The organism is Rhizobium sp. P32RR-XVIII, assembly GCF_012641395.1.
Taxonomy (GTDB): Bacteria; Pseudomonadota; Alphaproteobacteria; order Rhizobiales; family Rhizobiaceae; genus Rhizobium.
In genome coordinates this window covers 718,249-744,297 of the sequence record NZ_JABAIH010000003.1, presented here as the reverse complement: position 1 = coordinate 744,297, position 26,049 = coordinate 718,249, and the positions used below count along the sequence as shown (strand labels likewise).

The window sequence follows — 26,049 nt, the reverse complement described above, 5'->3', positions numbered from 1 at the left end:
GGGAGAAGGGAAACTCTACCGCCCTACCGCGTAAAGCTCTGGGCGTTGCCGGCATCGACGTTGATGATGTTGCCGGTGGACTTCGCCGAAAGATCCGAAGCGAGGAAATAGATTGCTTCGGCAATATCTTCCGGGAAAACGTTAAGCTTCAGCATCGAGCGCTTGCGGTAATGTTCCTCAAGTTCGTCCACCTCGATCTTCGACGAGGCAGCGCGCTGTTCGCGCCATTCGCCACTCCAGATCTTGGAGCCGCGCAGCACCGCATCCGGGTTCACCGTATTGACGCGAATGCCTGCTTCCGCGCCTTCCAGCGCCAGGCAGCGGGCAAGATGGATTTCGGCAGCCTTGGCCGCGCAATAGGCAGCGGCGTTCGGCGAGGAAGCAAGACCATTCTTCGACGCGACGAAGACGACGTTGCCGCCCAGATTCTGCTTGCGGAACAGACGGAAGGCTTCGCGCGAGACCAGGAAATATCCGGTCGCGAGAATGTCCATGTTCTTGTTCCACATCGAAAGCTCGGTGCTTTCGATCGGAGCGGAGGAAGCGATACCCGCGTTCGAAACGAGGATATCCACACCGCCGAACTCAACGCAGGCTTCCGCGAAGGACGAGATCACCGCGTCTTCCTTGGTGACGTCGAGCTTGACGCCGCGAACCGCATCGACGCCGAACTGTTTGGCGAAATCGGCCTTCGTCGCCTCCAGTGCTTCCTGGTCGATATCGGCCAGAACCACGCAGGCACCCTCGCCTGCCAGGCGCGCCGCCGTTGCACGGCCGATGCCGCCGGCGCCGCCGGTAACGAATGCCACCTTGCCGGCAAGGCTCTTCGACTTCGGCATGCGCTGAAGCTTCGCCTCCTCGAGCAGCCAGTATTCGATATCGAAGGCCTCCTGTTCCGGCAGGCCCTGATATTCCGAAACCGTCGACGCGCCGCGCATGACGTTGATCGCGTTGACGTAGAATTCGCTGGCGATGCGGGCCGTTGCCTTGTCGCGGGCAAAGGACAGCATGCCGACACCCGGGACGAGGAAGATGACGGGGTTCGCATCGCGCATGGCGGGCGAATTGTCGTGCTTGCAGTCGTTGTAATATCGGGCGTAGTCGGCGCGATAGTCTTCCAACGCCTTGTCGAGGCCGGCAACGATCGTATCGACATCGGGCTTGGCCGGGTCGAAATCGATGATCAGCGGGCGGATCTTGGTGCGCAGGAAGTGGTCCGGGCAGCTGGTACCAAGCGCGCCGAGCGGACGAAGCTCCTTCGAATTGACGAATTCGAGCACCGCGTCCTGATCGTCGAAGTGACCGAGCTTGCGCTCCTGCTTGCCGATCCGTCCGCGGATTTCCGGCATCAAGCGTGCGGCGATGGCGCGGCGCTCGGCAACCGGCAGGCTCTGCGTCGCAGCGCCGCCGAAGATCGTCTTGTTCTCGGTCTGCTCGGCAAACCATTTGATTGCCGTGTTGATGATGTCGAGCGTCAGCGCGTAGCAGGCCTTGGCGTCATTCGCCCAGGTGAACAGGCCATGGCTTTCGAGAACCACGCCCTTGGCATTGGGGTTCGCCTTGACGAAAGCTTCGAGATCAAGGCCGAGTTGGAAGCCCGGACGGCGCCACGGCAGCCAGCCGATTTCGTCGCCGAAGATCTGCTTCGTCAGTTCACGGGAATTCCGGGAGGCGGCGATGGCGATGATCGCATCGGGGTGCATGTGGTCGACATGCGTGAAGGGCACGAACCCGTGCAGCGGCGTATCGATGGAAGCGGCGCGCGCATTCAGGTTGAACGTGCAGTGCGGCAGAAAGCCGACCATACGGTCTTCGTCTTCGACACCCTTGTAAATGCTCTTCAAGGACTCGAGCTTTTCTTGATAAAGCGTTGCGAAACCGTCGAGTTTGATCGTTCCGACGTCGCCGCCGGAGCCTTTGACCCAGAGAACCTTGACCTTTTCGCCGGTCAGCGGATCGGTTTCCATCACCTTAGCGGAGGTGTTGCCGCCGCCGTAATTGGTGATGCGCTTGTCTGCACCCAAGAGATTCGAGCGGTAGAGCAGCTTGCCGGGCTCATCGAGCCTCGCCGCATAAGAGTCGTCCCAACGGTTCTCAAGAAGCCGGACGGTGGCTGCCATTTCATCCTCCCTTGTGTCTTTAGCGCGGACAAAATCCGCGTTCCTTCCGATCATGGTATCGCTCATCAAAACGCGCGTTGTCAATCGAAAACGATCAAAAACCGTTATTGTGCAGCGCAATATGAATATTTTTGAGCGTTTTTGATTGACAGCTTTTAACGGATGCGAAATAAATATGACTACGGGAGGAGCCCAATGCACGAACGCGAACGCCATCGCATCATCTTGAGCGCGGTACAGGAAAAGTCGGTCGTCACGATTCAGGACATTGCTGAATTGACCGAGGCTTCCGAGGCCACGATCCGCCGAGATATTGCGGCCCTCCATGTGCAGGGTAAGATCCGGCGCGTGCGGGGCGGAGCCGAAGCGGTGCATCCGCCACAGCTCGGCAATCTCGCGGGCCGACCCTTCAAAGTCTCAGAATCGCTCAATATCGATAAGAAGCGCGCAATTGCTCGCGCAGCCGTCGATCTTTGCGATCCGGGCGACGCCATCATCATCAATGGCGGCACCACGACGTTCCAGATGGTGCATTACATGTCCGGGCACCGTATGCAGGTCATGACAAATTCCTTCGCGATCGCCGAGCACTTGGTCAAGCACTCCAAGAACACGGTGACCGTGCCGGGCGGGGTCATCTATCGCGAGCAGAGCCTCATCCTGTCGCCCTTCGACAATGACGCAATCCGAAATTTCTATGCGAGGCGCTTTTTCATCGGCGCGCAGGGCGTCGGCCCGCTTGGCGTGATGGAGGCTGACGCGCAGATTATTCAAAGCGAACAGAAGCTGATGCATCAGGCCGACGAACTCGTCGTCATGGTTGATTCCAGTAAGTTTCGCCGCCGGTCGAGCCTCATTCTATGCCCGCTCGATCGCATTTCGACGATCATCACCGATGATGGCATTCCAGAGGAGGCCGTCAAGATGATCGAAGACGCAGGCGTTACGCTCGTGGTTGCGAGCGTCGGCCTGCAAGTTGTGAAGGAGGATTCCTCGTCGGTCGCATAAGGGGCGCCGGCGAGGTGTGAACAGTCGATTAACTGGGAGGATGAAAGCATGAAACTCGCAAGGAAACTCGCGGTGGGCGTAGCGCTCGCCGTCGTCATGATGGCAGGAGCTGCAAGCGCGGCTGACATGAAGATCGGTCTCGTCGTCAAATCGCTCGGCAACGGCTTCTTCGATGCCGCAAACAAGGGTGCGCAGGAAGCTGCCAAGGAACTCGGCGGTGTCGAGATCATCTATACGGGCCCGACTGCACCGACGGCCGAAGGCCAGATCGAAGTCATCAATTCGCTGATCGCCCAGGGCGTCGATGCCATCGCGATTTCGGCAAACGACCCGGACGCCGTCGTTCCCGCCCTGAAGAAAGCTGCTCAACGCGGCATCAAGGTCATTTCGTGGGACTCCGGCGTTGCTCCTGAGGGCCGCATCCTGCAGCTCAACCCGTCGTCCAACGAGCTGATCGGCAAGATGTGCCTGACGCTTGCCAAGGACCATCTCGACGGCGGCAAGGGTGATTTCGCCATCCTGTCGGCAACGTCGACCGCAACGAACCAGAACATCTGGATCGACCAGATGAAGAAGCAGCTCAAGGACTTCCCGGGCCTCAACCTCGTCACCACCGTCTATGGCGACGACCTCTCGGACAAGTCCTACCGCGAAGCCGAAGGCCTGCTGAAGTCCAACCCGAACGTCAAGGTCATCGTCGCTCCGACGACAGTCGGCGTGCTCGCCGCCTCCAAGGTGGTCGAGGACAAGGGCCTCGTCGGCAAGGTCTACGTCACCGGCCTTGGCCTGCCGTCCGAAATGGCCGGCGCGATCAAGTCCGGCGCGACGAAGGAATTCGCCATCTGGAACCCGATCGACCTCGGCTATTCGGCAACGCAGATCGCCTATCACCTCGTTAAGGGTGACGCCGACGGCAAGCCGGGCAGCGAGATCGAAGCCGGCCGCATGGGCAAGATCAAGGTTGGCGACAATGGCGAAGCCGCGATGGCCGATCCGTTCGTCTACAACGCTTCGAACATCGACCAGTTCTCCAAGGTCTTCTGATCGCAAATACCCCTTCTGGCCTGCCGGCCATCTCCCCCACAAGGGGGAGAAAATCTGCAGCACCGCCCCTCCCATCGCGAGCCTCGGCATCGCGGTGGGTCAAGCCCCTCCCCCTTGTCGGGAGGGGTTGGGGAGGGGTTTTTAAGGTGAAACCAATGATGCCCGCCGCAACACAAAAGCACGATGCCAGCCCTATGCCTGAAGGTGATGCCATTCTCGAAATGCGCGGCATCTCGCAGATTTTTCCCGGCGTGAAGGCGCTCGACAATGTCAGTATCGCGCTCTACCCCGGCAAGGTCACGGCGCTGATTGGCGAGAACGGCGCGGGGAAATCCACGCTCGTCAAGATTCTGACCGGTATCTACAAGCCCAACGAGGGCGAAATCATTGTCGACGGGCAGCCTGTTACCTTCTCCACCGCACAAGCGGCGATCGACGCCGGAGTCACCGCAATCCATCAGGAAACCGTGCTCTTCGATGAATTGACGGTTGCCGAAAACATCTTCCTCGGCCATGCGCCGCGCACGAAATTCCGCACCATCGACTGGAAGTCGATGAACAGCCGCTCGAAGGAGCTGCTCACCTCGCTCGAAAGCAACATCGATCCGACGATCCGTCTGAAGGACCTCTCTATTGCGCAGCGTCATCTGGTAGCGATTGCCCGCGCGCTCTCGATCGAGGCCCGCATCGTGATCATGGACGAGCCGACGGCGGCTCTTTCCCGCAAGGAGATCGACGACCTCTTCCGCATCGTCCAGGGCTTGAGAGCCAAGGGCAAGGCGATCCTCTTCATCAGCCATAAGTTCGACGAACTCTATGAGATCGCCGACAATTTCGTCGTCTTCCGCGACGGCCGCGCCGTCGGAAGCGGCAAGCTCCAGGAGACGCCGCAGGACGCGATCGTAAAAATGATGGTCGGACGCGATGTCGAAAACGTCTTTCCGAAGATCGCCGTCGATATCGGAGGCCCGGTCTTCGAGGTCCAGCGTTACTGCCACCGGACGGAATTCCGCGACATCTCCTTCACGCTTCGCAAGGGCGAAATTCTTGGCGTCTACGGCCTGATCGGCGCCGGACGCTCGGAACTTTGCCAGTCGCTCTTCGGCATTACCAAGCCGCTCTCCGGCAAGCTTGTCCTCGAAGGCAAGGAACTGTCGATCACCTCTCCCCATGACGCCATTCGCGCCGGCATCGTCTATGTGCCGGAAGAGCGCGGCCGCCACGGCCTGGCGCTGCCGATGCCGATCTATCAGAACATGACGCTGCCCTCGCTCGGCCGTACCTCGCGCAAGGGCTTCCTGAAAGCGGCGAACGAATTTGCGCTCGCCCGCAAATATGCCGAGCGGCTCGATCTCAGGGCCGCCGCGCTCTCCGTGCCCGTCGGCACGCTTTCCGGCGGCAATCAGCAGAAGGTGGTCATCGGCAAGTGGCTCGCGACCAAGCCGAAGGTCATCATCCTCGACGAGCCGACCAAGGGCATCGATATCGGCTCAAAGGCCGCCGTCCATGGCTTCATCAGCGAACTCGCCGCCGAAGGCCTTTCGATCATCATGATCTCCTCCGAACTGCCGGAGATCATCGGCATGTCGGATCGCGTGCTGGTAATGAAGGAAGGTCTTTCGGCCGGCATCTTCGAGCGCGCTCAGCTTTCGCCGGAGACCCTGGTGCGCGCGGCGACCGGAAATGCGTGAGGTGAAAGCATGTCAAGACTGATCAGAAAGCGCGAAACCCTGCTTTTCCTTATCATCGTCGCGATGATCGCGATCTTCTCGACCCGCGCTTCGGATTTCGCAACGCCGTCGAACCTCGCCGGCATCTTCAACGACACCTCGATTCTGATCATCCTGGCGCTGGCGCAAATGACGGTGATCCTGACGAAGTCGATCGACCTCTCGGTTGCCGCCAATCTCGCCTTCACCGGCATGGCGATCGCGATGATGAATGCCGCCTATCCGGGTATTCCGCTGATCGTGCTGATCGTTGCCGCGATCGCCATCGGTGCGTGCCTCGGCGCCATCAACGGTTTCATGGTCTGGGCGCTCGAAATGCCGCCGATTGTCGTGACGCTCGGCACGCTCACCATTTACCGCGGCATGGCCTTCGTGGTCTCCGGCGGGGCATGGGTGAACGCGCATCAGATGACGCCGATCTTCCTTTCGGTGCCGCGCACGCCGATCCTCGGCCTGCCCGTCCTGAGCTGGGTCGGGATCATCATCGTAGTGCTGATGTATGTTCTGCTGAAATTCACCCAGTTCGGGCGCTCGGCCTATGCGACCGGCGGCAACCCGACGGCCGCCGTCTATGCGGGTATTGACACCGGCTGGACGAAATTCCTCGCCTTCGTGATTTCCGGCGCGCTTGCGGGCCTCGCCAGCTATCTCTGGGTCTCCCGTTACGCCGTTGCCTATGTCGACATCGCCGGCGGCTTCGAACTCGATAGCGTCGCAGCCTGCGTTATCGGCGGCATCTCGATCGCCGGCGGCGTCGGTTCGGTCATCGGCACCGTGCTCGGCGCCCTCTTCCTCGGCGTCATCAAGAACGCGCTTCCCGTCATCGGTATCTCGCCCTTCACGCAGATGGCGATATCGGGCACCGTCATCATTCTCGCCGTCGTCTTCAACGCGAGGCGCGAGCGCAGTCGCGGCCGCATCATCCTGCGTGACAAGGCAGCCGCAGACACTCCAGCCGAGGTGGCCGCATGAGCACCGTTTCCGCCCCGACCGAAAAACGCGTCATTCCCGATCGTCTCGGCACCCCGTTCCGCCGCATCATGTCCAGCTGGGAAGTGCTGCTCTTCGGCGTCGCGATACTGATCTTCATTTTCAATTCCCTGGCGTCGCCCTATTTCCTCAACGCCTGGAACCTCTCGGACGCGACCTTCAACTTCACCGAAAAGGCGATGATCGCCTTTGCCATGGCGCTGCTCGTCATTGCCGGTGAGATCGACCTCTCGGTAGCCGCCATCATCGCGCTTGCCTCGACCGCCATGGGCGCGGCGGCGCAAGTGGGCGTCGGCACAGCCGGTCTCGTCTTGATCGGCATCGGCACCGGTCTGCTCTGCGGGATTTTCAATGGCTTCCTGGTCTCCGTGCTGAAACTGCCGTCGATCGTCGTCACCATCGGGACCATGAGCCTGTTCCGCGGCATTTCCTACATCGTGCTCGGCGATCAGGCCTATGGCAAATATCCCGCCGATTTCGCCTATTTCGGCCAGGGCTATGTCGTCTGGGTGTTCTCCTTCGAATTCGTGCTGTTCATAGTGCTTGCGATCGCCTTTGCAATCCTGCTGCACGCGACGAATTTCGGCCGCCAGATCTATACGATCGGCAACAATGATTTTGCCGCGCGCTTCTCGGGCATTCCCGTCGAGCGCGTTAAGTTCATCCTTTTCATGCTGACCGGCGTCATGAGCGGCATTGCAGCGGTCTGCCTTACCTCGCGTCTCGGTTCCACCCGGCCCTCGATCGCACAGGGCTGGGAACTCGAAGTCGTGACCATGGTGGTGCTCGGCGGCGTCTCGATCCTCGGCGGCTCCGGCACGATCGTCGGGGTGGTCATCGCCGCCTTCGTGATGGGCCTCGTCACCTTCGGGCTCGGCCTGCTCAACGTTCCGGGCATCGTCATGTCGATCTTCATCGGCCTGCTGCTCATCATCACCATCGCCATTCCCATCATCGCCCGCCGCATCAAGGCCATGAGTTCCCGATGACCCTCGAAAAACACGCCTTCAAGATGAAGCTCAACCCAGGCATGGAAGCCGAATATAGGAAGCGGCACGACGAGATCTGGCCGGAACTTGTCGAGCTCCTGCACAAATCCGGCGCCAGCGATTATTCCATCCATCTCGACCGCGAGACGAACACCCTCTTCGGCGTGCTGACGCGTCCGCGGGACCACACGATGGCGAGACTGCCGGACCATCCCGTGATGAAAAAGTGGTGGGCGCACATGGCCGACATCATGGCCACCAACCCGGACAATTCGCCCGTCCAGAGCGACCTCGTCACCGTCTTCCACATGCCATGAGCGAGACGCCAAGATACCGCCGGATCGCCGTTCTCGATATCGGCAAGACCAATGCGAAGGTCGTCGTTCTCGACGCTGCAACGGGTGCCGAGATCGCCGTCGCGAAGATAGCGAATACCGTCCTCAAGGATGGCCCTTACCCGCACTACGACGTGGAAGCGCTCTGGTCGTTCACGCTCGACGCCTTCCAGCGCTTCGCTAGGCAGCCGGGTTTTGACGCCATTTCGATCACCACCCACGGCGCATCTGCGGCGCTGCTTGGTCCGGATGGCAAGCTTGCCATGCCGGTTCTCGACTACGAGCATGAATATCCGCAGGACATCCGCGATGCCTATACGGCCCTTCGTCCTTCCTTCGAGGAAACCTATTCGCCGCGCCAGTCGATGGGGCTGAATGTCGGTGCCCAGCTTCACTATCAGAAGACGGCCTTCCCCGCGGAATTCGCAAGGGTGGCCACCATCCTCACCTACCCGCAATATTGGGCCGCGCGGCTCACCGGCGTTGCGGCCAACGAAGTGACGTCGCTCGGCTGCCATACCGATCTCTGGAATCCGAAGCGCGGCGAATATTCCTCGCTGGTCGACACGCTCGGCATCCGCAATCTGATGGCGCCGATCCGCTCGGCCTTCGATGCACTTGGCCCCGTGCTGCCGGAGATCGCGGCCGGCATCGGCCTTCCTGCCGACATCCCGGTCTATTGCGGTATCCATGATTCCAACGCCTCGCTGCTGCCGCATCTCGTCACCCGCGAGGCGCCGTTTGCGGTGGTCTCGACCGGAACCTGGGTGATCAATTTCGGAGTGGGTGGCGATCTTGACCGTCTCGACCCATCACGCGATGCGCTTGCCAATGTCGATGCCTACGGGCGTGCAGTGCCATCCTCCCGCTTCATGGGCGGCCGCGAATTCGAGATTCTTTCCGCGGAAATCGGCAATATTCCCCTGGGACATGTCAAGGCGGCTCTCGGCGAAACCATTTCAAAAGGCGTGATGCTCCTCCCGAACGTGGCGTCTGGTTCCGGGCCGTTTCCTGGCCGAGAGAAGCGCTGGCTGAATGCGGATGATGCAGGCGCCGCGGAGCGCTATGCCGCGATGTGCCTCTACCTTGGCTTGATGAGCGAGGCCTGCCTTGGCCTGATCGGCGCCGTGGGGCCGGTCATCGTCGAAGGACCTTTTGCGTTGAACGAGACCTATCTCGAGATCCTTGCAACATTGACAGGTCGCGATGTCGTTGCCCTGCCCGGCTCGACCGGCACCAGCCAGGGAGCCTCGTTGCTCACCGGCATAATGCCGGCGCCCGGTTCTGAAAGACGCTTTCCGCCAGCCGTGATCACCGGACTGAAGGACTACCGACGCGCTTGGCATGCAGCAATGGAATAGCAGTCTTTCCATACACGCCCCTTATCCCATCTTAGGCAGGCGGCTAGTGTTGGCCGCTCAAGAAACCAGGCGGAGGAACCATCATGACGGATTCAAACGCGGCCTTCGACCCGCGTGCGCTCGCAGCTCGACTTCACGGCCTCCACAAAGCGGGCGGTCAAGCGCCGACAGCCGATTTCGCGCTTCCCGCCGATCTGCGCCACGCCATGGATGCGCAGAATTTCCTCGCCGCCGAAGAGGCCATTGCCAGCAACGCATGGAAAGTGACGGCTTCGCCCGATGGCCAAGCGGTGACGGCACCGCTCCACCCTTACGCAGAAGCCGATTCCGGCGCGCAGATTCCGTGGGCGAAGGGCATGAAGTTTGAGGCGGAAATCGCTGTCCGTCTCGGCTCGGATCTACCGGTTCGCCGCAACAGCGGTTACAGCCGTGCCGAAGTCGCCGATGCAGTGGCGACGGCCCATCTCGGTGCTGAACTTCTGGTCTCCGCCATCGAGGAAAGTGGCAAGATTTCCTTCCTGCTCTTCCTCGCCGATCGCCTCGGCAACAGCGGCTACGTGCTTGGCCCGACCGTGCCAAAGTCGCTGATCGACACAGCCAGCGGAACGCCGCTGAAAGTCACCTTCAACGGCCAGTCGATCTACGATGCGCCTGCACAGCACCCGAAAGGCGACGTGCTGACGTGGCTCGTCGACTACGCCAACGACAAGCTGCGCCCTGAAAACTCGCTGAAGGCCGGGGCGCTGATCACCACCGGCACGCTTTGTGGCGCGATCGAACTTGCCGCACCAGGCGACATCGAGATTTTGCTCAACGATACCGCACGCTTGCATCTGTCGCTTGTTGCGAAATAGTCAGCGCTGCTCCCGGAACATCTCGATGATGGCGGAAAAGTCCTTTCCGGCATTGCCCTGCTTTTCGAAGAGCGCGTAAAGCTGCGCCGCTTCCGCCCCGAGCGGGGTCGACGCACCACTCGAAAGTGCCGCCTCCTGCGAAAGCCGGAGATCCTTGAGCATCAGAGCGGCAGCAAATCCCGGTTTGTACTCGTTGTTTGCCGGCGATGTCGGTACCGGCCCCGGAACCGGGCAATAGGTATTGATCGACCAGCACTGGCCGGACGACGTCGAGGCAACGTCAAAGAGCGCCTGATGCGAGAGACCGAGCTTTTCCCCCAGCACGAAAGCTTCGCAGACGCCGATCATCGAAATGCCGAGGATCATGTTGTTGCAGATTTTCGCCGCCTGACCTGCGCCGGCTTCGCCGCAGTGGACGATCTTCTTGCCCATCTTTTCAAGGATCGGCTTGGCCTTGGCGAAACTCTCGTCTGAACCGCCCGCCATGAACGTCAAGGTACCCGCCGTAGCCCCACCCGTTCCGCCCGAAACGGGAGCGTCAAGCGAGAGGCAGCCTGCGGCCTTGGCCATCTCATGCGCCTTGCGGGCACTTTCGACATCGATGGTCGAGCAGTCGATCACCAGCGTTCCGGCCGGAACCGACTTCAATATGTCGGGCCAGGCGGTGAGCACATGCTTGCCCTGCGGCAGCATCGTTACCACGGTCTCCGCCTCCATGACGGCCTGGCTGATGTGGCTTGCCGGCTTTACGCCTGTCTCTTCGGCGGCCTGTAGCACGGGGGCAGCGAGATCGAAGCCCATAACTTCGTGTCCTGCCTTGACGAGATTGGCCGCCATCGGCCCGCCCATATTGCCAAGCCCGATGAATGCGATCCGTGCCATGCTGGCCTCCTATCTGTTGTCTTCCAGGATCATTGCCGCGGCTTTCTCGGCAATCATGATCGTTGGAGAATTCGTGTTGCCCGAGGTGATCGACGGCATCACCGAGGCATCGGCGATCCTGAGCTTGGCAAGTGCGCGCAGCTTCAGCCGCGGATCGACGACGCTGTCCCTGTCTCCACCCATCCGGCAGGTGCCGACCGGATGGAAGATCGTCGTGCCGATCTCGCCTGCCGCCCGCTCCAGATCGGCTTCCGTCTGATAAGAGCGGCCGGGCTTAAATTCTTCCGGCTTGAAGCGCGCAAAGGACGGCTGCGAAACGATCCGCCGCGTCAGCTTTATGGATCGAACAGCTATGTCGCGATCACGCTCCGTCGAGAGGTATTTCGGTGCAATCGTCGGCTGTGCGGCGAAATCCGGGCTCGCAATATGCACGGAGCCGCGGCTTTCCGGCCTGAGGTTGCAGACGCTGGCAGTGATCGCCGGAAAGGGGTGAACCGGGTCGCCAAACTTGTCAAGCGAGACCGGCTGCACGTGATATTGCAGGTCAGGTGTCTCCTTGTCAGGTCCCGAGCGCGTAAAGATGCCAAGCTGGCTCGGGGCCATCGACATCGGTCCCGAGCGGCGGATGAGATATTCAAGCCCGATCGCTGCCTTGCCGATCAACTTCGTCGCCTTCTCGTTCAACGTCGGAACGCCGGTCACCTTGTAGGCAAGGCGCAGTTGCAAATGATCCTGCAGGTTTTCGCCGACGCCCTTTGCCTCGGTCACGACGTCGATGCCGGCACTCTTCAGCACTTCGCCGCGACCGATGCCGGAAAGCTCCAGGATATGCGGAGAACCAACCGAACCGGCGGAAAGGACTGTTTCCTTAGTGGCATAAATGCGCTTCGCCATGCCGTCGTGCTGGAACTCGACGCCGGAAATCGCACCTTCCTCGATAAGCAACCGCCGTACATGCGCCTTGGTCAAAACGGTCAGATTGTCGCGTTTCGTCGCCGGGCGGAGAAATGCCTTGGCCGTGTTCCAGCGGATGCCGGAGCGCTGGTTGACGTCGAAATAGCCGGAGCCTTCATTGCTGCCGCGGTTGAAATCCTCCGTAACCGGAATGCCCGCTTCTTTTGCCGCCTGCTGAAAAGCATCGAGCACCGCCCAGCGCACCCGCGCTTTCTCCACCCGCCATTCGCCACCTGCCCCATGCATCTCGTCTTCGCCGCGATAATGATCCTCCGATTTGCGGAAGTAGGGGAGCACGTCGTCCCAGCTCCAGCCGGTGCAGCCCATCTGGCGCCAGAGGTCGTAATCGCGAGCCTGCCCGCGCATGTAGATCATGCCGTTGATGGAGGAGCAGCCGCCAAGCACTTTGCCGCGAGGATAGCTGAGCGCACGGCCATTCAGTCCCTCTTCCGCCGCCGTCGTGAAGCACCAGTCTGTGCGCGGATTGTTGATGCAATAGAGATAGCCGACCGGGATATGGATCCAGTGGTAGTTGTCGCTTCCCCCTGCCTCGAGCAGCAGGACACGGTTGTTGCGATCCTCAGACAGGCGGTTCGCCAGCACGCAGCCCGCGCTGCCTGCGCCAATGATGATATAATCGTAGCGATCCATGCGGTCACCGGCCGCATCAGCGGCGATATACAAAACCCAGTTTGCGCCCCAGCCACGAGGCATAAAATTCGCCAACGATGCCGCGGCGGAAGATCAGAACGCAGATCATGAAGACGACGCCGGTAATGATCGTCACCGGGAATTCCGATGTCGCGAGATAGTTCTGAAGCGTCACGACGAGCCCTGCGCCGAAGATCGGCCCGATCATCGTGCCGATGCCACCGAGAAGCGTCATCAGGATCACCTCGCCCGACATCTGCCAGGCGACGTCCGTCAACGTCGCGAACTGGAAGACCAGCGACTTAACGGCACCTGCAAGTCCGGCAAGGGCCGCCGACATCACGAAAGCACCGAGCTTGTAGCGAGCCACGGAATAGCCGAGCGAGACCGCCCGCTGTTCGTTTTCCCGGATCGATTTCAGGATCATGCCGAAAGGCGAGTTGATGAAGCGCCAGATCAGCACCATGCCGATGAGGAACACTGCCAGGACGAAGTAGTACATGTTGGTGGAATTGTTGAGGTCGACAAATCCTAGGAGATGTCCCCGCGGCACGGACTGGATGCCGTCCTCGCCCTCGGTGAATTTCGCCTGCAGGCAGAAGAAGAAGAACATCTGCGAGAGCGCCAGCGTGATCATCGCAAAGTAGATGCCCTGACGGCGAATGGCGAGATAGCCTATGACGAGGCCGAGCAGGGCCGCCCCCGCCACACCCGTCAATATGCCGAGTTCAGGCGGAAAGCCCCACGCCTTCACCGTATAGGCGGTGAAATAGGCAGCGCCGCCGAAGAAGGTGGCATGCCCGAACGAGAGCAGACCCGTATAACCGAGCAGCAGGTTGAAGGCGCAGGCAAAGAGCGCGAAGCACAGGAGCTTCATCAGGAAGATAGGATAGAAGAAGAACGGCGCGAGCAGCAGAAGCAGCAGGCCGATGATAAGGAAGGCGGCCTGCACTGACAGCGCGGTGCGACTCTTTTCCGTTCGAAGGGTTTCGGTGATGTCCGTCATCTTACGCATCCCGGCCGAAGAGGCCCGCGGGCCTGACGAGAAGCACGATCGCCATGATCACGAAGACCACGATGTTCGACGCTTCCGGATAGAAGACCTTTGTAAGGCCCTCCGCAATACCCAGCACATAGCCGGTAACGATCGCACCCATGATCGAACCCATGCCGCCGACCACAACGACGGCAAAAACGACGATGATGATGTTCGATCCCATCAGCGGCGAGACCTGGTAGATCGGCGCCGCGAGCACGCCGGCAAAGGCGGCGAGACCGGCTCCGAGCGCATAGGTTAGCGTCAGAAGCAGCGGTACGTTGACGCCGAAAACCTGCACCAGAACCGTATTTTCCGTCGCAGCCCGGAGATAGGCGCCGAGCTTGGTCTTTTCGATCAGGAGCCAGGTGCCGATGCAGACCACCAGCGACATGACGACCACCCAGCCACGATAGATCGGCAGGAACATGAAGCCGAGGTTCATTCCGCCTGCGAGGGCTGTCGGGGTCGCATAGGGCTGGCCCGAAGAGCCGTAGAGGTAGCGGAACGTCCCCTCGATCGCCAGCGCCATGCCGAACGTAAAAAGCAGGCCGTAAAGCGGATCGAGATCGTAGAGCCGCCGCAGGAAGAGACGCTCCACCACTGCGCCGAACAGGCCGACGGCGAGAGGCGCCAGAATGAGCGCCGGCCAATAGCCGATGCCACCGTAAGCAAGCATCAGATAGGCGACGAAGGCGCCCAGCATATATTGCGCACCATGCGCAAAGTTGATGACGCGCAGCAGGCCGAAGATGATGGCCAGGCCGAGACTGAGCAGGGCGTAGAAAGAGCCGTTTATCAGGCCGATCAGCAGCTGGCCAAGCAGTGCCTGAACGGGAATGCCGAAGATCATCGTCATGGCATCACACCCCCAGAACCCTGTGCAGCGTATCCATCCGCTGCGGCAGTTCGCCGACCGGGAACTCGGACACCATCTGCCCATGATCCATCAGATAGAAGCGGTCGGCAATGCGGCTGGCAAAGCGGAAATTCTGCTCGACGAGAAGGATCGTCATCCCGCGCTCCTTCAGCTTCCGCAATACCTCGCCGATACGCTGGACGATGACGGGCGCCAGGCCCTCGGTCGGCTCGTCGAGCAAGAGCATTTTGACGCCGGTGCGCAAGATGCGGGCGATCGCCAGCATCTGCTGTTCGCCGCCGGAAAGCTTGGTTCCGGAGCTGGCGCGACGCTCGTAAAGATTCGGAAAAAGCTCATAGATTTCATCGACGGTCATGCCGCCTTCGGCAACGACCGGTGGCAAAAGCAGATTTTCGGAAACAGTGAGCGTCGAGAAGATGCCGCGCTCCTCGGGCACGAAGCCGATGCCTTTATGCGCCGTCTTGTGCAGCGGTACCTGCATCATGTCCGCTCCGCCAAAGCTGATCCTGCCCTTGCGGGCGCGAACGATGCCGGTGATGGTCCGCAGCGTGGTTGTTTTGCCGACGCCGTTGCGTCCGAGGATGGTGATCGTCTCGCCTTCGCCGACATGCATGTCGACGCCATGCAGGATGTGGCTTTCGCCGTACCAGGCATTCAGGCCCCGAACTTCCAGAAGTGCCGCCATCAGCTATCCTCCGTGCCCATATAGGCCTCGCGGACGCGCGGGTCCTTGCTGACCGTGGCATAGTCGCCTTCGGCGAGTATCTCGCCGCGCTGAAGCACGGTCACCTGCTGGCAGATATTGGCGACGACGGAAAGATTGTGCTCGACCATCAATACGGCCCGGTCACGGGCGACCTCGCGGATGATGGCGGAAACGACGCTGACATCCTCCTGGCCCATCCCTGCCATCGGCTCGTCGAGCAGCAGCACTTTCGGGTCGAGTGCAAGCGTGGTGGCGATCTCCAGCACGCGCTTGCGCCCGTAGGAGAGATCCGCGGCTATGTGATCACGCTCCTTCGAGAGCCCGACGCTCGCGAGCAATTGCTCGGCGCGGTCGCTCAACCGATCGAGCGACGACATCGGCCGCCAGAATTGCGTCGAGAGGTTGTTGGGCCGCTGCAGTGCGACGCGCACGTTGTCGAGCACCGACAGGTGCGGAAACACCGCGGAAATCTGGAACGAGCGCACCAGTCCCATCCGCGCCACCTTGTCCGGCGGCGTCTTGGTGATGTCGGTGCCCATCAGCATGATAGTGCCGGCTGTCGGCTGCTGGAATTTGGTCAAGAGATTGAAAACCGTCGTCTTGCCCGCGCCGTTCGGCCCGATCAGCGCATGGACGCTCGCATCCTGCACATCGAGGTCGACGTTCTTGACGGCCGTGAAGCCGCCGAAGTCCCGGCGAAGGCCGCGGGCGGAGAGCACCACCCGCGGCGTCGCATTCGTTTGTGTTGCGGAAACCGCCATAGGCTTACTTTACCAGATCGCAGCCGCTTTTGGCGGGGTCGATATAGGCTTCCTTGCCGGGGACGGTGGCCAGAACATTGAAGTAATCCCAGGGCTGCTTGCTCTCTTCCGGCTTCTTGACCTGCAGCAGGTACATGTCGTGGATCATGCGCCCGTTCGGTCCGACGGTGCCGCCGCGGCCGAAGACGTCATCGACAGGCATTTCATGCAACTGCTTGGCAACAGCTTCGGTCTCGTCCGTGCCGGCCTTCTGGACCGCCTTCAGATACTGAAGAACGGCGGAATAGGTGCCGGTGTGGATCATGTTCGGCATTTTGCCGGTGCGGTCGAAGAACTTCTTTGCGAAGGCGCGGCTCTCGTCGTCGCGGTCCCAATAGTAGCCTTCCGTCAGCGTCAGGCCCTGAGCGGCCTCGAGGCCAAGGCCATGGACCTCCGCCAGCGTGAAGAGCAGTGCCGCCAGATGCTGGCCGCCCTGCGTGATGCCGAATTCGGCAGCCTGCTTGATGGCGTTCGACGTATCGAGGCCGGCATTGGCGAGGCCGATGACCTTGGCACCAGAGGACTGCGCCTGCAGCAGGAAAGACGAGAAGTCCTGGCTGGAAAGCGGATGCCTGACGGAGCCGACGACCGTGCCGCCGTTCGCCTTGACGAAATCGGAGGTCTGCTGTTCCAGCGAATAACCGAAGGCATAGTCCGCCGTCAGGAAGAACCAGCTGTCGCCGCCCTGCTTGACGAGCGCGCCACCGGTGCCGACAGCCAGCGCATGCGTGTCATAGGCCCAGTGGAAGCCGTAGGGCGAACAGGCCTTGCCGGTAAGATCCGTCGTCGCAGCGCCTGTGACGATGTCAATCTTCTTCTTCTCTTTCGCAATTGCCTGGACCGCAAGGGCAACCGACGAGGTCGTCAACTCCATGATCGCGTCCACCTGCTCGGTGTCGTACCACTGGCGGGCGATGTTCGAGGCGATGTCCGGCTTGTTCTGATGGTCGGCATCGATGATTTCGATCGGAACGTCGAGCACCTTGCCGCCGAAATCCTCGACCGCCATCTGGGCGGCCTCGACGGACGACTTACCGCCGAAGTCTGCATAGACACCGGACTGATCGTTCAGAATGCCGATCTTCACCTTCCCGTCCGACGCACCATTGGCGAACACGGCTGTGCTGCTTGCAAGCAGGAATGCAACGGACGCAATAAGATTCTTTCGCATAAGTCTCTCCTCCCAGAGATGGCCAGATCGCGAGTCTGTTCAAAATTGGCCAGCCGCTCTCCTCAAACGAACCGACGCCGCGCCTACGATCACGGAATTTCCCGCATGAGGCAACCGGCGGTTTACAACTAATTCCAAACAGTATCTGTTCGTTTTTGCACAGAGCCGCTCGGAAACTGTGCATCGGCTGCTTTCCGGTCTCTAGGCATTAGACCAAAGACGTAGATGGACGCGTGAACCCGCATGAACAATCCTCCGCAGTTTACTTGGGACGATCTGCAGTTTTTTCTAGCGGTGGCTCGAACAGGGCAGCTTTCGACTGCGGCCAGACAGCTGCGGACTAGCCATGCCACCGTCTCCCGGCGCATCGACCGGCTGGAATTTGCCTTGAAGGTCAAGCTCTTCGAGCGTAACCCGCGCGGCTACGTGCTGACTGCCATGGGCACGCGATTCGTGGAGACCGCCGAAAAGATGGAGCAGGAAACCGAACGTCTGCGGGCCGATCTTGCCGCAGGCTCCATGACGCAGCGCGGCGTCGTGCGCCTCAGCGCGCCGGAAGGCTTTGCCAACTTTTTCTTTGCCAGCGTGCTGCCGAAATTCGCCGCGCTTCATCCGCACCTTTCGCTGGAACTCGTGACGATCCAGCAGATCATGTCGCTGTCGCGCAAGGAAGCGGACCTTTCCGTCGTGCTGGACGAACCGAAGGGCGGGCCGTATTTTTTCGAGAAGCTGACGGATTACCATCTGCAGGTTTACGGCTCGCGGGACTATCTCGCCAAAAGCTCGCCCGTTACCTGCCGCGACGATCTGCTCGATCATCCGTTCATCGGCTATATCGAAGAGATGATCTTTGCGCCGGGACTTGATTATCTCGGCGACGTGCATCCGCGCATCAAACCGCGGTTCCAGAGTTCCAGCATCTTTGCGCAGCTGACGGCAACCCGAAATGGCCTAGGGCTTTGCGTACTGCCGTATTTCTTTGCCAGCCGCTATCCGGAGCTCGTGCGCGTCTTGCCTGATGAAGTGGACCTCTGCCGCGGCTACTGGGTGACCTGCCACGGCGATCTGAAGCAGGCGCCGCGGGTGCGCGCCGTCATTGAGTTCCTGCGCGAAACCGTAAAAGGCGAGGATGCTCGCTTCATCCCGCCCTTGGCAGCGGCGATGCATGCGGGCCGGAAGGCCGGGTGATCATTTCAGGAACTCCGCGCGGTGCGGCGTGAAGGTGTCGATCAGGCGGCCCTTTTCCAAAGCCTTGACTCCATGAACGAGGTTCGGCGGCACGATGAAGCTGCCGCCCTCATTCAGCACCTCGGTCTTTCCGTCGATGGTCACGGCAAAGCTGCCTTCGGCGACATAGCTCGCCTGGATATGCGGGTGCGAGTGCGCAGCTCCGACCGCATCCTTCTCGAACGCGACTTCGACCATCATCATTTCGGGCAGATAGACCATGATGCGGCGCGTGACACCCGGTTCCGGACTGATCCAGTCAGCACCTTCGGCATGCACAAAAAGACTGCTCGACGTCATTCCCGCCTCCTCAATTCGATTTCATAGGGCGGCAAGTTGGAGCATGGAAGCCTGTTTGAAAAGCCTGTATCCGCTATATTCCTTCCGGTTGACGCCGAAGTTGGCCGGCGTTATGGCCAGCTTGATCAGGCATGCCTGAACAATGGTGAGGAGACGCCGTCATGCAGCACACCCGCGAGATCTTCGACTGGGCCGACCCGTTCCGGCTGGTCGAGCAGCTGACGGACGAGGAGCGCATGGTGCAGGATACCGCACACGCCTATGCGCAGGAAAAGCTCGCACCCCGCGTCCTCGAAGCCTTCCGCCACGAAAAGACCGATCCTGATATCTTCCGCGAAATGGGCAAGCTCGGGCTGCTCGGCCCGACGATTGCCCCGGAATATGGCGGCGCCGGCCTCGGCTATGTCGCCTACGGGCTGATCGCCCGCGAAGTGGAGCGCGTCGACAGCGGCTACCGCTCGATGATGAGCGTGCAATCCTCGCTCGTCATGGTGCCGATCGATGCCTTTGGCTCCGAGGCGCAGAAGCAGAAGTACCTGCCGAAGCTTGCCACCGGCGAATGGATCGGCTGCTTCGGGCTCACCGAGCCGGACCACGGCTCCGATCCCGGCTCGATGGCGACGCGCGCCCGGAAGGCCGATGGCGGCTACAGTCTCACCGGCGTCAAGACCTGGATCTCCAACGCGCCGATCGCCGACGTCTTCGTCGTCTGGGCCAAGACCGAGGACGGCGTGATCCGCGGCTTCATCCTGGAAAAGGGCTGGAAGGGACTGTCGGCGCCGGCCATCCACGGCAAGATCGGGCTGCGCGCCTCGATCACCGGCGAGGTGGTGATGGACAATGTCTTCGTGCCGGAAGAAAACCTCTTGCCCAACGTATCCGGCCTCAAGGGTCCGTTCACCTGCCTGAACTCGGCCCGCTTCGGCATTGCCTGGGGGGCGCTGGGTGCGGCCGAAGCCTGCTATGCGACGGCGCGGCAATACGTGCTCGACCGCAAGCAGTTCAACCGGCCGCTGGCCGCCAATCAGCTGATCCAGAAGAAGCTTGCCGACATGGCCACCGAGATCGCGCTCGGCCTGCAGGGCTGCCTCAGGCTCGGCCGCATGAAGGAGGAAGGCCATCCGCCGGTGGAGCTGACCTCGATCCTCAAGCGCAACTCCTGCGGCAAGGCACTCGATATCGCCCGCGCCGCCCGCGACATGCTCGGCGGCAACGGCATCTCCGACGAGTTCGGCGTTGCCCGCCACCTCGTCAACCTCGAAGTGGTCAACACCTACGAAGGCACCCACGACATCCACGCCCTCATTCTCGGCCGCGCCATTACGGGAATACAGGCGTTCGCGAACTAAGGCCTGCTGCTGCAGACCACGACCTGATCCACCGATCGCTGACCTCTTTGTGCGCCATTCGCAACTCGCCAACGAGTCACCGGGAGCGAATTGAAACCCTTCGGAGATTGTGCCACGCTGCGAACGCCGCAACGGCACAGGTCGGGGACGGGTTCGCAGATGCTTCTATTCCTTGCATTTTTGATCGGAATTATTGCCGGCCTCAGGGCCATGACCGCACCTGCAGCCGCTGCCTGGGGCGCAGCACTTGGCTGGTTCGACGTCTCTCAGACTCCTCTCGCCTTCATGGGCTATCAGTGGACGCCGTGGATCTTCACGCTGCTTGCCGTCGTCGAATTGATCAGTGATCAGCTGCCGACAACGCCGAGCCGTAAGGTGCCGATACAGTTCGGAGCGCGTATCATCATGGGGGCTCTCGCCGGCGCCACCGTCGGGGCCTCCGGCGGTCCTCTGGTTGCCGGTCTCATCGCGGGTATCGTCGGCGCCATTGCAGGGACGCTGGGTGCCGCAGCTGCCCGCGGCAAGCTCGCCAGTGTCTTCGGCAGGGATTTGCCGGCGGCGCTTATCGAGGATATCGTCGCCGTCGGCGGCGCTTTGTTGATCGTGGGGGCAGTGCCATGAAAACCTATGATGCGATTTTCATCGGGGCGGGCCAATCCGCCCCCTTTCTCGCGGCCCGCATGGCCGAGAAGGGCATGAAGGTTGCGCTGATCGAACGCAAGTATCTTGGCGGCACTTGCGTCAATGCCGGCTGCATGCCGACGAAGACGCTGGTAGCCAGCGCCCGCGCCGCCCACGTCGCCCGCCGCGGCGGCGACTACGGCGTGAAGATCGCCGGCGGCATCGAAATCGACATGCGGGTCGTCCGCAAGCGTGCGGAAACGGTCATCATGGACGCCCGCAACGGCCTGATCGATTGGCTCGGCGGCATGAAGACGATGGAGGTCGTCTACGGCCAGGCGAGATTCACCGGTCCGAAAACGATTGCCGTCAACGGCGAGACGCTGACAGCGCCGCAAATCTTTCTGAACGTCGGCGCTCGCCCAATCATTCCGGATTTTCCAGGCGTCGACGACATCGATTATCTCACCAGCACATCGATCATCGATCTCGACACGCTGCCGCGCCACCTTGTCGTTGTCGGCGGCAGCTATATCGGTCTCGAATTCGCCCAGATGTACCGCCGCTTCGGCGCCGAGGTCACCGTTCTCGAGCGCGGACCGAAACTCGCCTCCCGCGAGGATGAAGACATTTCCGACGCGATCGAGGATGTTCTGCGCGCAGAGGGCATCGCCGTTTACACGAACGCCGACGGCATTGCTTTCGCCGCGAAGGACGGCGGAATTGCCGTGACCATTGGCTCCGGAAAACCGGAAATCGAAGCAAGTCATGTGCTGATCGCGACCGGCCGCAAACCGAACACCGACGATCTTGGTCTCGACGTTGCCGGCGTTGCGATGGACGCGAGCGGCTATATCTCAGTCGACGACAAGCTGATGACCAATGTCGAGGGCATCTACGCGCTAGGCGATTGCAACGGCCGCGGCGCCTTCACGCATACATCCTATAACGACTTCGAGATCGTGGCGGCCAACTTGCTGGATGGGGCTGACCGGAAGGTGAGCAGCCGCATTCCCGCATACGCGCTCTATATCGATCCGCCGCTGGGCCGTGTCGGCGTGACGGAGAAGGAGGCGCGCCGCTCCGGCAGGAAAATCATGATCTCCACGCGTCCCATGAGCCGCGTCGGCCGCGCCAATGAACGCGGTGAGACCCAGGGCTTCATGAAGATTATCGCCGATGCCGAGACCAAGCAGGTCCTCGGCGCTGCCATCCTGGGCATCGAAGGCGACGAGGTGATCCACGGCATCATCGATGCCATGAACGCCGGCACCACCTACCCTGCCCTGCAATGGGCTGTGCCGATCCACCCGACCGTCTCGGAACTCATTCCAACGGTGCTTGGGGACTTGAAGCCGGTCTGAAATGGCAATGATGCCGCGGAAGCCTTAGATCGCGAAAGGCTGGAGGCCTAGTGGGTGTCCATCGAACTCCTGATCGAGAATTACGGTCTGCTGGCGATATTCCTCGGCACCGCCTTTGAAGGCGAAACCGCCGCATTCCTGGGCGGCGTCATCTCGCATCGCGGGCTTCTGACATACTGGGCTGCATCGATGGCAGCGGCGGGTGGTTCGTTCGCCGGCGACCAAATGTGGTTCTTCGCCGGGCGCTACGCCTCTCATTGGGGTTTCGTTCGCCGGCTGATGGAAAAGCCCGCGCTGGCGCGGGCGACACAGCTTCTCGAAAAATATCCGACCGGCTTCATCTTCGCGTTCCGCTTCCTCGTCGGATTGCGGACGATCAGCCCCATCGTCATCGGCACGACGCGCATCCCGACACGGAAATTCCTCGTTCTGAATATCGCGGCGGCGCTGGTCTGGGGGCAATTGTTCACAGCGTTGGGCTATATCTTCGGGCATGGTATCCAGCAGATGCTGGGCCGCCTCCCGCTGCATCACCACCTGCTCATTGCGCTCGGAGCCGCGGCTATCGTTGCAGGCGCGGCTCTCGCGTTTCGCAAGATGAAACCGGGCATCGGGTCCCCTAGGGCCCCTTAGTCCATAACGATCTGCAGCTTCACATCGGCCGGCCGTGCCTCGACCGCGCGGTCGAAGGCTTTGATCGATTCCTCGAAGTTGAACGTCTGGGAGATCAGCGGCTTCAGGTCGACACGGCCGGAGCCGAGCAGAGCGATCGCCCGCTCGTACTGGTGCGCATAGCGGAAGACCGTTTCGATACGGATTTCCTTGGTCGACGCTGTCGAGACGTCGAAGCCGACCGGATTGACCGACAGGCCGACGGCAACGATGACTCCGCCTGGGCGCGGCAAGGCCATGATCGTTTCCCAGGCCTTCGGCGATCCGGAACATTCGAACACGACATCGGCGCCCCAGGCGTCGGTCAGGCGCGACACTTCCTCCGTCAGGTTCTTCTCGCGGATATTGATCGGGATGACGCCCTGGTACTGTGCGGCGATATCGAGCTTCGGCTGGGCAAGATCGGCAACGATCGCCCGAGCACAGCCGCCGGCAAGCGCGGCGATCGCCACCATTGTGCCGATGGGACCGGCGCCAAGCACGACGGCGGTATCGCCAGGCGCGATCTTAGCCTTTGCTGCTGCCTGCATACCTACGGCAAAGGGCTCGACCATTGCGCCTTCGGCAAAGCTTACATTGTCCGGGAGCTTGAAGGTGTAGTTGGCTGGATGCACAACCTCGGCCGTCAGCACACCGTGAACCGGCGGCGTCGCCCAGAAGGTGACGGCAGGATCGACATTGTAAATGCCGAGACGGCTTGCCTTTGAATTCGGGTCGGGAATGCCGGGCTCCATGCAGACGCGGTCGCCTATTTTCAGATGCATCACGCCTTCGCCGACTTCGAGCACCGTCCCCGCAGCCTCATGTCCGAGCACCATCGGCTCGTTGACGACGAACGGCCCAATTTTGCCGTGGGTATAGTAATGCACGTCCGAACCGCAGACCCCGACGGTGTGGATCCTGATCTTCACCTGACCTGGTCCGGTCTCCAGCGGCAGATCGATATCGCGAAGCGCAAGCTTATGCTGCCGCTCCAATACCAGCGCACGGACCTTGGTCATTGTCGGGTTCCTCTCTGATGCCTTGTCCGCCACTCATTGGGGGACGCGTTGGCAGACTATAAAACCCGACGCCTCCGCAATTCAACAGGATTGCGGAGGCTTTTGCTCATTATGCGATGAAATGCTCAGCCGAACTTGACGAGGTTCAGAGCCGGCAGCGGGCCACCCGGAAACTGAACCAGGCTGCCGCCGACGGCGATCAGCCCGAGGTCGATGCCGAAAAAACCGAGCTTGTCGACCAGCGCGCCGACTTCGGCCTTTGCTGCGGCATCATCGCCGGAATAAAAGAGCACACGCTTGCCGCCTTCGGCCTGCGGATCGCCGGAAACGAGGGCCGGCAGCAGATGGTTGAACGCCTTCACGACGCGCGCGCCTGATACGAGATCGGCGAAGATCTCGCTGGAGAGCCTGCCGTTCAGCTCGGCCGACCTGAAGAGCGGCGCCTCGATCGGATTGTTCGCATCTATGACGATACGGCCATTCCATTCAGGCAGGCCGGCGAGCGCCTTCGGCAGCCTCGACCAGGGAACCGCAACGAGGACCATATCGGAGCTCGCGGCTTCCTCGATGGTGCCCGCCTTGATCCAAGGCGAGAGCTCATGCACGAGACCTGCAAGCGAATCCGGACCGCGGCTATTCGCGATCGTGGCAGGAATGCCGGCTTGAGCGAGCGCGCGGGCGAAGGCGGCGCCGATATTGCCGGCGCCAATGATACCGATGGACATTGTCGTTCTCCTTGAAATGAAAGGTCAGGCGGTGAAGCCGCCGTCGGCAATGATGTCGGCGCCGGTGACGAAGGCTGCTTCCGGGCTTGCGAGATAGGCAACCACACTCGCGATCTCGTAATCCTTGCCGTAGCGGCCGATCGCCATGCCGGGGCCGACGACCTTCGAGATCGGGCCGCCATCGGGATTCATGTCTGTGTCGGTCGGGCCGGGATGGACGGTGTTGACGGTGATGCCCTTCGGACCGAGGTCGCGCACGAGGCCGCGGTTGAAGCCGGCGACCGCGCCTTTGGTCAGCGTGTAAAGCGATGCGGTCGGGAAGGCGGCGTAACGGAACATCGACGAGCCGATATGGATGATGCGGCCACCCGGCTTCATCCTGCGGGCTGCTTCCTGGGTTGCCACGAACACCCCGGTGACGTTGACGGCGATCATGCGCTCATAATCCTCGAACTTGATGTCCTCGATCGGACCGCCAAGAGCGATGCCGGCATTGTTGACGAGGATGTCGAGCGAGCCGAACGTCTCTTCCGTCTGGGACACCGCGGCGCGGACGGCAGCCGGATCGCCGGCATCGGCCTTGATGGCGATGGCACGGCCGCCGGCATCCTCGATTTCCTTGACTACAGCGGCGGCCTTGTCCGGCGAAGCGCTGTAGGTGAGCGCGACCGAGGCGCCATCTGCAGCAAGACGCTTTGCGATGGCCGCACCGACGGAGCGCGACCCGCCCGTCACGAGCGCCGTCTTGCCGGAAAGATTTTCAGTTGTGTTGGTCACTGCGATAACTCCGATTGTTGATGGAGTGAATATCGCTCGGCTATTCCATCTGGATTAGCCTTCAATCGCTTTCATCTATTTCAAGCATATATTGAAAGTTAAATAACACTTATAAGATTTTTATATTGAAGCCTTCCGGCCCCTCTCGAACGTTTATGCAGTCCGGCCGCATATTAATGCATGAGAGATCACCAAGATCGTCTCCAGCCAGAAAGCATGAAAGGTGCCGCCTCCCAAGCCGGCACCCTTTATCTTGTCTGACTCCAAAGAAAAACAACAGGAGTCAAGATCGATGATGGACATCATTTTACTCGGCATCGCCGTCGTATTCTTCGCATTGTGCTTTGCCTACACCAGCGCCTGCGACAGGCTCTGAGGAGAAACATCATGACGCTCGATTATATCTTAAGCGGTGCAGTGACGGTGTTCCTGACCGTCTATCTCACCTACGCTCTCATTCGCCCCGAGCGCTTCTAACGCCGAAGCAACCGGGTATTGAAAG

At 61.0% G+C, this 26,049-nt stretch carries 26 protein-coding genes; 14 read left to right on the top strand and 12 right to left on the bottom strand.

Annotated features, from left to right (window positions below):
• Positions 1–23 precede the first annotated feature (23 nt).
• Positions 24–2,120 carry a bifunctional rhamnulose-1-phosphate aldolase/short-chain dehydrogenase gene (locus HGP14_RS13160; protein ID WP_168830258.1) on the bottom strand — a complete coding sequence of 699 codons (2,097 nt, stop codon included), beginning with the start codon at positions 2,118–2,120 and terminating at the stop codon, positions 24–26.
• Positions 2,121–2,315: 195 nt separating this feature from the next.
• On the opposite strand from HGP14_RS13160, the gene HGP14_RS13155 reads away from it, so the two are divergent.
• From HGP14_RS13155 to HGP14_RS13120, 8 genes are all read left to right on the top strand, one after another.
• The gene (locus HGP14_RS13155; RefSeq protein WP_168830257.1) at positions 2,316–3,128 is read left to right on the top strand and encodes a DeoR/GlpR family DNA-binding transcription regulator; all 813 of its coding nucleotides are present in this window, start codon (positions 2,316–2,318) and stop codon (positions 3,126–3,128) included.
• Positions 3,129–3,176: 48 nt separating this feature from the next.
• Complete coding sequence (gene rhaS / locus HGP14_RS13150; RefSeq protein WP_168830256.1) at positions 3,177–4,172, top strand: rhamnose ABC transporter substrate-binding protein; 996 nt, start codon at positions 3,177–3,179, stop codon at positions 4,170–4,172.
• 155 nt (positions 4,173–4,327) lie between these two features.
• Complete coding sequence (locus HGP14_RS13145) at positions 4,328–5,863, top strand: sugar ABC transporter ATP-binding protein (RefSeq protein ID WP_409527073.1); 1,536 nt, start codon at positions 4,328–4,330, stop codon at positions 5,861–5,863.
• 9 nt (positions 5,864–5,872) lie between these two features.
• Positions 5,873–6,874, top strand: a complete 1,002-nt coding sequence (locus HGP14_RS13140) for an ABC transporter permease (protein WP_168830255.1) — start codon at positions 5,873–5,875, stop codon at positions 6,872–6,874.
• Positions 6,871–7,881, top strand: coding sequence for an ABC transporter permease (locus tag HGP14_RS13135; protein ID WP_168830254.1), 1,011 nt, complete (start codon positions 6,871–6,873; stop codon positions 7,879–7,881). The genes HGP14_RS13140 and HGP14_RS13135 overlap by 4 nt, the downstream gene beginning before the upstream one ends.
• Positions 7,878–8,198, top strand: coding sequence for an L-rhamnose mutarotase (gene rhaM, locus HGP14_RS13130; RefSeq protein WP_168830253.1), 321 nt, complete (start codon positions 7,878–7,880; stop codon positions 8,196–8,198). The genes HGP14_RS13135 and rhaM overlap by 4 nt, the downstream gene beginning before the upstream one ends.
• Positions 8,195–9,577, top strand: coding sequence for an FGGY-family carbohydrate kinase (locus HGP14_RS13125; RefSeq protein WP_168830252.1), 1,383 nt, complete (start codon positions 8,195–8,197; stop codon positions 9,575–9,577). Before rhaM ends, HGP14_RS13125 begins: the two co-directional genes overlap by 4 nt.
• A gap of 83 nt (positions 9,578–9,660) precedes the next feature.
• On the top strand, positions 9,661–10,431 hold the full coding sequence (locus tag HGP14_RS13120) for a fumarylacetoacetate hydrolase family protein (RefSeq protein ID WP_168830251.1): 771 nt from the start codon (positions 9,661–9,663) through the stop codon (positions 10,429–10,431).
• Here HGP14_RS13120 and mmsB read toward each other — a convergent pair whose 3' ends face one another.
• The 7 genes from mmsB to HGP14_RS13085 are packed head-to-tail and all read right to left on the bottom strand — an operon-like array spanning position 10,432 to position 17,511.
• Positions 10,432–11,313 (bottom strand): 3-hydroxyisobutyrate dehydrogenase, encoded by an 882-nt coding sequence (mmsB, locus tag HGP14_RS13115; RefSeq protein ID WP_168830250.1) that lies wholly within the window; start codon positions 11,311–11,313, stop codon positions 10,432–10,434. It lies immediately after the preceding gene.
• Positions 11,314–11,322: 9 nt separating this feature from the next.
• Positions 11,323–12,918 (bottom strand): GMC family oxidoreductase, encoded by a 1,596-nt coding sequence (locus HGP14_RS13110; protein ID WP_168830249.1) that lies wholly within the window; start codon positions 12,916–12,918, stop codon positions 11,323–11,325.
• A gap of 16 nt (positions 12,919–12,934) precedes the next feature.
• Positions 12,935–13,924, bottom strand: coding sequence for a branched-chain amino acid ABC transporter permease (locus tag HGP14_RS13105; RefSeq protein WP_168830248.1), 990 nt, complete (start codon positions 13,922–13,924; stop codon positions 12,935–12,937).
• A gap of 1 nt (position 13,925) precedes the next feature.
• Positions 13,926–14,813: a branched-chain amino acid ABC transporter permease gene (locus HGP14_RS13100; protein WP_168830247.1), complete on the bottom strand. Its 888-nt coding sequence runs from the start codon at positions 14,811–14,813 to the stop codon at positions 13,926–13,928.
• Positions 14,814–14,817: 4 nt separating this feature from the next.
• Positions 14,818–15,519 (bottom strand): ABC transporter ATP-binding protein, encoded by a 702-nt coding sequence (locus tag HGP14_RS13095; protein WP_168830246.1) that lies wholly within the window; start codon positions 15,517–15,519, stop codon positions 14,818–14,820.
• Complete coding sequence (locus tag HGP14_RS13090) at positions 15,519–16,301, bottom strand: ABC transporter ATP-binding protein (RefSeq protein ID WP_168830245.1); 783 nt, start codon at positions 16,299–16,301, stop codon at positions 15,519–15,521. The genes HGP14_RS13095 and HGP14_RS13090 overlap by 1 nt, the downstream gene beginning before the upstream one ends.
• A gap of 4 nt (positions 16,302–16,305) precedes the next feature.
• A complete protein-coding gene (locus tag HGP14_RS13085; protein WP_168830244.1) occupies positions 16,306–17,511 on the bottom strand; it encodes an ABC transporter substrate-binding protein in 1,206 nt (401 codons plus the stop codon).
• Positions 17,512–17,754: 243 nt separating this feature from the next.
• On the opposite strand from HGP14_RS13085, the gene HGP14_RS13080 reads away from it, so the two are divergent.
• A complete protein-coding gene (locus HGP14_RS13080; protein ID WP_168830243.1) occupies positions 17,755–18,699 on the top strand; it encodes a LysR family transcriptional regulator in 945 nt (314 codons plus the stop codon).
• Here the strand turns inward: HGP14_RS13080 and HGP14_RS13075 are convergent, their stop codons facing one another.
• A complete protein-coding gene (locus HGP14_RS13075) occupies positions 18,700–19,038 on the bottom strand; it encodes a cupin domain-containing protein (RefSeq protein WP_168830242.1) in 339 nt (112 codons plus the stop codon).
• Positions 19,039–19,199: 161 nt separating this feature from the next.
• Between HGP14_RS13075 and HGP14_RS13070 the strand changes: the two genes are divergently transcribed.
• The 4 genes from HGP14_RS13070 (at position 19,200) to HGP14_RS13055 (ending at position 23,005) form a co-directional block, all read left to right on the top strand.
• Entirely contained in the window at positions 19,200–20,387 is a 1,188-nt protein-coding gene (locus tag HGP14_RS13070) for an acyl-CoA dehydrogenase (protein ID WP_168830241.1), read from the top strand.
• Between the two features lie 159 nt (positions 20,388–20,546).
• On the top strand, positions 20,547–21,008 hold the full coding sequence (locus HGP14_RS13065) for a DUF4126 family protein (RefSeq protein WP_168830240.1): 462 nt from the start codon (positions 20,547–20,549) through the stop codon (positions 21,006–21,008).
• Positions 21,005–22,372, top strand: coding sequence for an FAD-containing oxidoreductase (locus tag HGP14_RS13060; protein ID WP_168830239.1), 1,368 nt, complete (start codon positions 21,005–21,007; stop codon positions 22,370–22,372). Before HGP14_RS13065 ends, HGP14_RS13060 begins: the two co-directional genes overlap by 4 nt.
• A 54-nt stretch (positions 22,373–22,426) precedes the next feature.
• Entirely contained in the window at positions 22,427–23,005 is a 579-nt protein-coding gene (locus HGP14_RS13055; RefSeq protein WP_168830238.1) for a DedA family protein, read from the top strand.
• Here the strand turns inward: HGP14_RS13055 and HGP14_RS13050 are convergent.
• The 3 genes from HGP14_RS13050 to HGP14_RS13040 all read right to left on the bottom strand — a co-directional run bounded on the left by HGP14_RS13050 (position 23,002) and on the right by HGP14_RS13040 (position 25,547).
• The gene (locus tag HGP14_RS13050; RefSeq protein WP_168830237.1) at positions 23,002–24,045 is read right to left on the bottom strand and encodes an NAD(P)-dependent alcohol dehydrogenase; all 1,044 of its coding nucleotides are present in this window, start codon (positions 24,043–24,045) and stop codon (positions 23,002–23,004) included. The two genes, HGP14_RS13055 and HGP14_RS13050, sit on opposite strands and share 4 nt — an antisense overlap.
• Positions 24,046–24,170: 125 nt before the next feature.
• Entirely contained in the window at positions 24,171–24,770 is a 600-nt protein-coding gene (locus HGP14_RS13045; protein ID WP_168830236.1) for an NADPH-dependent F420 reductase, read from the bottom strand.
• 24 nt (positions 24,771–24,794) lie between these two features.
• Entirely contained in the window at positions 24,795–25,547 is a 753-nt protein-coding gene (locus tag HGP14_RS13040; protein ID WP_168830235.1) for a 3-oxoacyl-ACP reductase family protein, read from the bottom strand.
• A gap of 387 nt (positions 25,548–25,934) precedes the next feature.
• Here HGP14_RS13040 and HGP14_RS13035 point away from each other — a divergent pair, with 387 nt between their 5' ends.
• A complete protein-coding gene (locus HGP14_RS13035; protein WP_016556800.1) occupies positions 25,935–26,024 on the top strand; it encodes a K(+)-transporting ATPase subunit F in 90 nt (29 codons plus the stop codon).
• Positions 26,025–26,049: the final 25 nt, after the last annotated feature.

Bases quoted from the DNA above. Each gene is read 5' to 3' on its own strand.
- HGP14_RS13120 (WP_168830251.1), top strand. From the start codon at position 9,661: ATGACGGATTCAAACGCGGCCTTCGACCCGCGTGCGCTCGCAGCTCGA.
- HGP14_RS13125 (WP_168830252.1), top strand. From the start codon at position 8,195: ATGAGCGAGACGCCAAGATACCGCCGGATCGCCGTTCTCGATATCGGC.
- HGP14_RS13110 (WP_168830249.1), bottom strand. From the start codon at position 12,918: ATGGATCGCTACGATTATATCATCATTGGCGCAGGCAGCGCGGGCTGC.
- HGP14_RS13140 (WP_168830255.1), top strand. From the start codon at position 5,873: ATGTCAAGACTGATCAGAAAGCGCGAAACCCTGCTTTTCCTTATCATC.
- HGP14_RS13145 (WP_409527073.1), top strand. From the start codon at position 4,328: ATGATGCCCGCCGCAACACAAAAGCACGATGCCAGCCCTATGCCTGAA.
- HGP14_RS13085 (WP_168830244.1), bottom strand. From the start codon at position 17,511: ATGCGAAAGAATCTTATTGCGTCCGTTGCATTCCTGCTTGCAAGCAGC.
- HGP14_RS13050 (WP_168830237.1), bottom strand. From the start codon at position 24,045: ATGACCAAGGTCCGTGCGCTGGTATTGGAGCGGCAGCATAAGCTTGCG.
- HGP14_RS13155 (WP_168830257.1), top strand. From the start codon at position 2,316: ATGCACGAACGCGAACGCCATCGCATCATCTTGAGCGCGGTACAGGAA.
- HGP14_RS13035 (WP_016556800.1), top strand. From the start codon at position 25,935: ATGACGCTCGATTATATCTTAAGCGGTGCAGTGACGGTGTTCCTGACC.
- HGP14_RS13060 (WP_168830239.1), top strand. From the start codon at position 21,005: ATGAAAACCTATGATGCGATTTTCATCGGGGCGGGCCAATCCGCCCCC.
- HGP14_RS13135 (WP_168830254.1), top strand. From the start codon at position 6,871: ATGAGCACCGTTTCCGCCCCGACCGAAAAACGCGTCATTCCCGATCGT.
- HGP14_RS13160 (WP_168830258.1), bottom strand. From the start codon at position 2,120: ATGGCAGCCACCGTCCGGCTTCTTGAGAACCGTTGGGACGACTCTTAT.
- HGP14_RS13065 (WP_168830240.1), top strand. From the start codon at position 20,547: ATGCTTCTATTCCTTGCATTTTTGATCGGAATTATTGCCGGCCTCAGG.
- rhaS (WP_168830256.1), top strand. From the start codon at position 3,177: ATGAAACTCGCAAGGAAACTCGCGGTGGGCGTAGCGCTCGCCGTCGTC.
- HGP14_RS13070 (WP_168830241.1), top strand. From the start codon at position 19,200: ATGCAGCACACCCGCGAGATCTTCGACTGGGCCGACCCGTTCCGGCTG.
- HGP14_RS13080 (WP_168830243.1), top strand. From the start codon at position 17,755: ATGAACAATCCTCCGCAGTTTACTTGGGACGATCTGCAGTTTTTTCTA.
- HGP14_RS13075 (WP_168830242.1), bottom strand. From the start codon at position 19,038: ATGACGTCGAGCAGTCTTTTTGTGCATGCCGAAGGTGCTGACTGGATC.
- HGP14_RS13095 (WP_168830246.1), bottom strand. From the start codon at position 15,519: ATGGCGGCACTTCTGGAAGTTCGGGGCCTGAATGCCTGGTACGGCGAA.
- HGP14_RS13090 (WP_168830245.1), bottom strand. From the start codon at position 16,301: ATGGCGGTTTCCGCAACACAAACGAATGCGACGCCGCGGGTGGTGCTC.
- HGP14_RS13045 (WP_168830236.1), bottom strand. From the start codon at position 24,770: ATGTCCATCGGTATCATTGGCGCCGGCAATATCGGCGCCGCCTTCGCC.
- HGP14_RS13100 (WP_168830247.1), bottom strand. From the start codon at position 14,813: ATGACGATGATCTTCGGCATTCCCGTTCAGGCACTGCTTGGCCAGCTG.
- mmsB (WP_168830250.1), bottom strand. From the start codon at position 11,313: ATGGCACGGATCGCATTCATCGGGCTTGGCAATATGGGCGGGCCGATG.
- HGP14_RS13105 (WP_168830248.1), bottom strand. From the start codon at position 13,924: ATGACGGACATCACCGAAACCCTTCGAACGGAAAAGAGTCGCACCGCG.
- rhaM (WP_168830253.1), top strand. From the start codon at position 7,878: ATGACCCTCGAAAAACACGCCTTCAAGATGAAGCTCAACCCAGGCATG.